Consider the following 4,517-nt stretch of genomic DNA (forward strand, 5'->3'; position numbering starts at 1 on the left):
GCTTCCTCGGCGCGAGCGATCAGGCCGTCCACCGATTCGGCGTCGGCGAGGTTGGCCGCGGCGATCGAGGAGCGCTCCCCCAGTTCCTTGGCGAGATCGGCCAGCACCGCCTCGCGGGTGCCCGAAAGCACCACATGGGCGCCGGACGCGTGCAGCGCCTTGGCGATGGCGCCGCCTATGCCCCCCGTGGCGCCGGTGACGAGGGCGGTCTTTCCGGTGAGATCGAACATGTCAGAGGCTCTTGGCGAAGGCTTCAAGGTCGGCGGGGGTGTTCAGCGGCGTCGCCTCGGCGTCCGGGGCGATCCGCTTGGCCATGCCCGACAGCACCTTGCCCGAGCCGGCCTCGGCGAAACGGGTGACCCCGCCCTGTTCCGTCAGCCAGATCATGCTCTCGCGCCAGCGGACGCGGCCGGTGACCTGGTCGACCAGCAGGCGGCGGATCTCTTCCGGGTCGAGGGTCGGCTTGGCGGTGACATTGGCCACCAGCGGCGCGCGCGGGGCGACGATGGTGGCGCGGCCCAGCGCCTCGGCCATCTCGTCGGCGGCCGGCTGCATCAGGGGGCAGTGGAACGGAGCCGAGACGTTCAGCGGAATGGCGCGGGCGCCCAGTTCCTTGGCCTTCTCGATGGCCAGGTCCACGGCGGCTTTGGCGCCAGAGATCACCACATTGCCGTTGTTGTTGTCGTTGGCCACGACGCAGACACCCACGGCCGAGCCGGCTTCGGCGGCGGCTTCGGCCAGGGCCACATCGGACTTGGGCCCGATGAGGGAGGCCATGGCCCCCTCGCCCACCGGAACCGCGCGCTGCATGGCCTGGCCGCGCAGCTTCAGCAGGCGCGCGGTGTCGGCCAGGCTGATGGCGCCGGACGCCGCGAGCGCCGAATACTCGCCGAGGCTATGGCCGGCCACGAAGGCGGCGCGCTCGACGCCGATGGAGAATTCCCGCTCCAGGGTCCGCATCACCGCCATGGACACGGCCATCAGCGCCGGCTGTGCGTTCTCGGTGAGGGTGAGCTGGTCTTCCGGACCGTCGCGCATCAGCTTGAAAAGCTTTTGGCCGAGCGCGTCGTCGACCTCCTGGAACACCTCGCGGGCGGACCCGAAGGCTTCGGCGAGATCGGCGCCCATGCCAAGCGCTTGGCTGCCCTGGCCGGGAAAAAGGAAGGCGAGGCTCATGGGGCTCTCCCGTCTTGCGGCGCTGCGCGCTCTTAACGATTCCGAGCCGGGAGGGTTAGGGGATATGCCCAGCGGCGGCAAGGCGGCGCGACAAGCCGCTTCCCTTCCCAGGGGTCAATTCCCCGTTCCTGTCATCCCGGTTTGCGAAGCAAGACCGGGACCCATACGCTCCGAAGCGAGCGGCGAAACAGCGGCGGGAGAAACGCGATGCGGGCGGTCATTCGGCGGAATAAGGCCCTGGTCTGCGACGAGATCGAGGACCTGAAGCCCGACACCGGCCAGGTGCTGGTCAAGACGCTCGCCTGCGGCATCTGCGGGTCGGACCTGCACGCCCTCCATCACATGGAGCACATGATCGAGCTGACCAGCCGGGCCAGCGGCGGCATGACCAATGGCTTCGACCCGACGGCCGACACCGTGTTCGGCCATGAGTTCTGCGCCGAGATCCTCGAACACGGCCCTGGCACGCAAGGCCTGCTGAAGGCCGGGACCCGCATCGTCTCCCTCCCCGTCACCCTGACCCCGGCCGGCGGGGCCGAGATGCTGGGCTTCTCCAACCGCCTGCCCGGCGGGTTCGCCGAGCGGATGATCCTGTCGGAGGCCCTGCTGCTGGAGGTGCCCAACGGCTTGCCCACCGACCAGGCCGCGCTCACCGAGCCCTTCGCGGTCGGCGCCCATGCGGTGGCCAAGGCCAGGCTCGACCCCAACAGCGTCTGCCTGGTGATCGGCTGCGGCCCGGTGGGCCTGGCGGTGATCGCGGGGCTGAAGGCGCGCGGCCACGGCCCGGTCATCGCCGCCGATTACTCCCCGCGCCGCCGCGCCGCCGCCGAGATGCTAGGCGCCGACGTGGTCATCGATCCGGCCAAGGAGAGCCCGCACGCCCGATGGGAGGGCTTCGGCGTGCCGACGGCCCGCGCCGCCCAGAACATGATCCGGATGATGGGCGGCAGCTTCGGCCGCCCCGTGGTTTTCGAGTGCGTCGGCTCCCCCGGCATCGTCCAGAGCCTGATCGAGGCCGCCCCCGCCGGCGCCCAGATCGTGGTCGCCGGGGTCTGCATGGAGACCGACAAGATCGAACCGGCTATCGCCATCACCAAGGAGATCGAGCTCACCTTCGTGTTCGGCTACACGCCCGAGGAATTCACCCAGACCCTGCGCGACATCGCCGAGGGCGTGATCGACGTCAGCGGCGTGGTGACGGGGAAGGTGGGGCTAGGCGGCGTGGCCGAGGCGTTTGTGACCCTGGGCGACCCGGAGGCGCATGTTAAGATCTTGGTGGAGCCTGAGCGGGCCTAGGTTCCTCGACTACTCAAGAGCGAAGTCGGCGTCTTGCTGACCGCTCCATGATCGAACTCGGATCGTCTTCGCCCCAGCAAGAACGTAGTCGGCGGTCGGCACCTTCTGGCCGGGGCTCGTCGGCCAAGAGCCGCGCCATTCCGTCCCGCTCCACGCGGACGCCGCGAAGAGCTGGTCGGTCAGAATCCCGGCAATGAATGCCATCGGTTCGTTCGAATGTCCGAGCAGATCCTCCTCGGGCGGCGGCCAATCGAAGTGCGAGTGATACCCACCGAAATCGACGGTCACCTCCCCGCCCTCGGTGCTAATTAGGAGCCGCTCCTTACCTCCAGGACTCGCGACGTTGAGTTCTAGGTAGGCATGGTCATCGCCCTGCTCACGCTGGGCGACCCCCAAATGCCGCCATTGCGGATAGAGCGCGAACAGAGCTTCGGCAAATGAGCGCGATATCTCGTCTAGTTCCGCCACGTTGAACTCTTCAGCCATTCAGGAAAGCTCTCCGTCGAAACCGCTCGCGCGCAACCGCTACAGCTTCATCGGACTAACATATCCAGTCAACTCTAGGTAGCCGCGCCCGCCACTCGTGGTCACCGCGCCCTCCCAGTAGATCGGGCCGCCGGCGGCGCGGCTGTCGAGTTCCTGGTCGTCGAAGAGGGGTTTCAGCATCCATCTCCGCTCGCCTAGCGGCAGCCGGACCGTCAGCGAGCGTTCCACCGGATAGCGGCCGCCGGTTCTGGGCGAGCGCCAGAGGCGTTCGGCGCCGAAGCGCACCATGTCCGGCGTGAACTTCGTCAACGCCCCGTCCTTGCCGCGTAGCGAACCGCCGGCCCATAGCGCCTTGCCGGCCGCGTCGCGGACCTGGAAGGCCATCAGCGCGCTTCCATCATCGAGGTTGAGGCCGACCCAGTCCCAGCCGACCGCCTTGGGATCCAGCAGGGTCGAGGACCATTCGCGGTCGAGCCAGGCCGAGCCCGTCACCCGCACCGCCTTCCCGCCGCGCGTCACCGTCCCCGACACGACCATCTGGGGCAGGCTGTAATAGTGGCTGGCCTGGCTGGGCTGCGGCCCCTTACGGCTGTAGCCGCCCTCCCCCTGCGCCAAGGGCGGCTGGGTGGGGCGGAAGGCCAGGTCGAGGGTGAAGGCCTTGCCGCCGACCTTGGTCAGGAACCGGCCGTCGGCGGCGCGGCGCATCGTCCAGTCGTCGATCACCAGGTTCGCGTCGCCCACCGCGGCCTCAGCCAGCCCAAAGCCCGCGCGGGCCATGCGCTGGTCGTGCAGCAGCTTGCCCACCTTGGGATCGGAAAGCGCGGCGTGGGCGAACAATATCTGCTTGGCGGCGAAGGCGCTGGGGTTGGCCTGGTCGACGCTGGGGCGTGAGCGGAAGAAGGTCACCTGGAAACCCAGGTCCTGGCCGTCGGCGGTCTTCAGCCAGCCGGTGACGTACCACCACTCGGTCCGATAGTCTGGGTGCGCGCCGTGATCGGCGGGGAAGCTTAAGGCCAGGCCCGGCTTCACCTCGGGATAGATCGGCAGGAGGGGTCCGGTCTGGGTCGCCGCCGGGCTGGCCAAGACCAGCAGGGCCGCGAGCATCGCGAACAGCCGGGCCATCACCAGTCCTCCCGCACGGCGCGCACGGCGTCGGCCGAGAGCGCCCTGCGTCCCGCCAACAGCGCCGTGCCCGCCGCCGCTGCGACCAGGGCGGCCGCGACGCCGCCCAGCAACGCCCAGGGCAGCTTGGTCTCCATGGTCCAGTGGAAGGACTGCGGATTGACCACGTGGATCAGCACCTGGCTCATGACCAGCCCCAGGCCGATCCCCGCCAGCACGCCGATGGCGCCCAACACCGCGCCTTCCGTGGCCAGCATGGCGACAATCTGCGATCTCGTGACGCCCAGGTGGCGCAGCATGCCGAACTCCTTGGTGCGCGCCAGGGTCTGGGCCGAGACCGTGGCGGCCACGCCCGCCAAGCCCACCAGGATGGCGATGGCCTCCAGGCCGTAGGTCACCGCGAAGCTGCGGTCGAACAGGCGCAGGGCGAAGGTGCG

At 69.1% G+C, this 4,517-nt stretch carries 6 protein-coding genes; 1 reads left to right on the forward strand and 5 read right to left on the reverse strand.

Annotated elements, in window-relative coordinates:
- Nucleotides 1–230, reverse strand: a 230-nt coding sequence (locus tag RMO04_RS20515) for an SDR family NAD(P)-dependent oxidoreductase (RefSeq protein ID WP_309646625.1), incomplete at its 3' end; no start/stop codon positions are given.
- A 1-nt stretch (nucleotide 231) separates the two neighbouring features.
- Entirely contained in the window at nucleotides 232–1,176 is a 945-nt protein-coding gene (gene fabD, locus RMO04_RS20520) for an ACP S-malonyltransferase (RefSeq protein WP_309646626.1), read from the reverse strand.
- 207 nt (nucleotides 1,177–1,383) lie between these two features.
- Here fabD and RMO04_RS20525 point away from each other — a divergent pair, with 207 nt between their 5' ends.
- On the forward strand, nucleotides 1,384–2,472 hold the full coding sequence (locus RMO04_RS20525) for a zinc-binding dehydrogenase (protein ID WP_309646627.1): 1,089 nt from the start codon (nucleotides 1,384–1,386) through the stop codon (nucleotides 2,470–2,472).
- Between the two features lie 9 nt (nucleotides 2,473–2,481).
- On the opposite strand, the gene RMO04_RS20530 is transcribed toward RMO04_RS20525, so the two are convergent.
- The 3 genes from RMO04_RS20530 to RMO04_RS20540 all read right to left on the reverse strand — a co-directional run.
- A complete protein-coding gene (locus RMO04_RS20530; protein ID WP_309646628.1) occupies nucleotides 2,482–2,958 on the reverse strand; it encodes a hypothetical protein in 477 nt (158 codons plus the stop codon).
- A 39-nt stretch (nucleotides 2,959–2,997) separates the two neighbouring features.
- Nucleotides 2,998–4,080 carry a carotenoid 1,2-hydratase gene (locus RMO04_RS20535; RefSeq protein ID WP_309646629.1) on the reverse strand — a complete coding sequence of 361 codons (1,083 nt, stop codon included), beginning with the start codon at nucleotides 4,078–4,080 and terminating at the stop codon, nucleotides 2,998–3,000.
- Nucleotides 4,080–4,517, reverse strand: a 438-nt coding sequence (locus RMO04_RS20540; protein ID WP_309646630.1) for an ABC transporter permease, incomplete at its 5' end; no start/stop codon positions are given. The genes RMO04_RS20540 and RMO04_RS20535, both read right to left, overlap by 1 nt.

The sequence above is a fragment of the Phenylobacterium sp. genome (assembly GCF_031412415.1).
In the GTDB taxonomy this organism is placed as follows: Bacteria; Pseudomonadota; Alphaproteobacteria; order Caulobacterales; family Caulobacteraceae; genus Phenylobacterium.

Coding starts and splice junctions, on each gene's coding strand:
- fabD (WP_309646626.1), bottom strand. CDS start 1,176: ATGAGCCTCGCCTTCCTTTTTCCCGGCCAGGGCAGCCAAGCGCTTGGC.
- RMO04_RS20525 (WP_309646627.1), top strand. CDS start 1,384: ATGCGGGCGGTCATTCGGCGGAATAAGGCCCTGGTCTGCGACGAGATC.
- RMO04_RS20530 (WP_309646628.1), bottom strand. CDS start 2,958: ATGGCTGAAGAGTTCAACGTGGCGGAACTAGACGAGATATCGCGCTCA.
- RMO04_RS20535 (WP_309646629.1), bottom strand. CDS start 4,080: ATGGCCCGGCTGTTCGCGATGCTCGCGGCCCTGCTGGTCTTGGCCAGC.